This window comes from Lewinella sp., from assembly GCF_050633125.1.
In the GTDB taxonomy this organism is placed as follows: Bacteria; Bacteroidota; Bacteroidia; order Chitinophagales; family Saprospiraceae; genus Lewinella.
This window is the reverse complement of the sequence record NZ_JBOEFX010000129.1, coordinates 5468-5795: the sequence shown is the minus strand read 5'-3', so window position 1 is coordinate 5795 and position 328 is coordinate 5468. Positions and strand designations below refer to the sequence as shown.

The following is a 328-nucleotide window of genomic DNA, read 5'->3' as shown; positions in this document are numbered from 1 at the left end:
CTAACCTTTTTATTGCCATTGTCCATTTGTTTCCTTTTTCAAATTCATAATAAGGCCAAGCTGTTGCTCCAAAACTGCGAAAAAAGGACTCTACCCCAGGGAGGTGACTCCCTTCAAAGTCGAAATATTCTAAGCCTGCTTCTCTGGCCCAGCGGATCGCATGCCAAAGCAGCAAGGGGGCTGCACCAGATTGTCTCAATGCGGGGTCACTACCTAACAATAAATTGTAGGCAGTGGCCTGATCCCATATAAGCCAAATACCTGCATGAACTCGCCCTTCTTTGTCTTTGGCCAACCAAATTTTCCGTTCTCTTTTCTGCCTAGCAGC

At 46.3% G+C, this 328-nt stretch carries 1 protein-coding gene; it reads right to left on the bottom strand.

Translation table 11 applies throughout. From position 1 onward, the window contains the following. Window positions 1–328 (bottom strand): GNAT family N-acetyltransferase (locus ACRBG0_RS24600; RefSeq protein WP_431489489.1); only part of this gene is annotated, 328 nt, incomplete at both ends.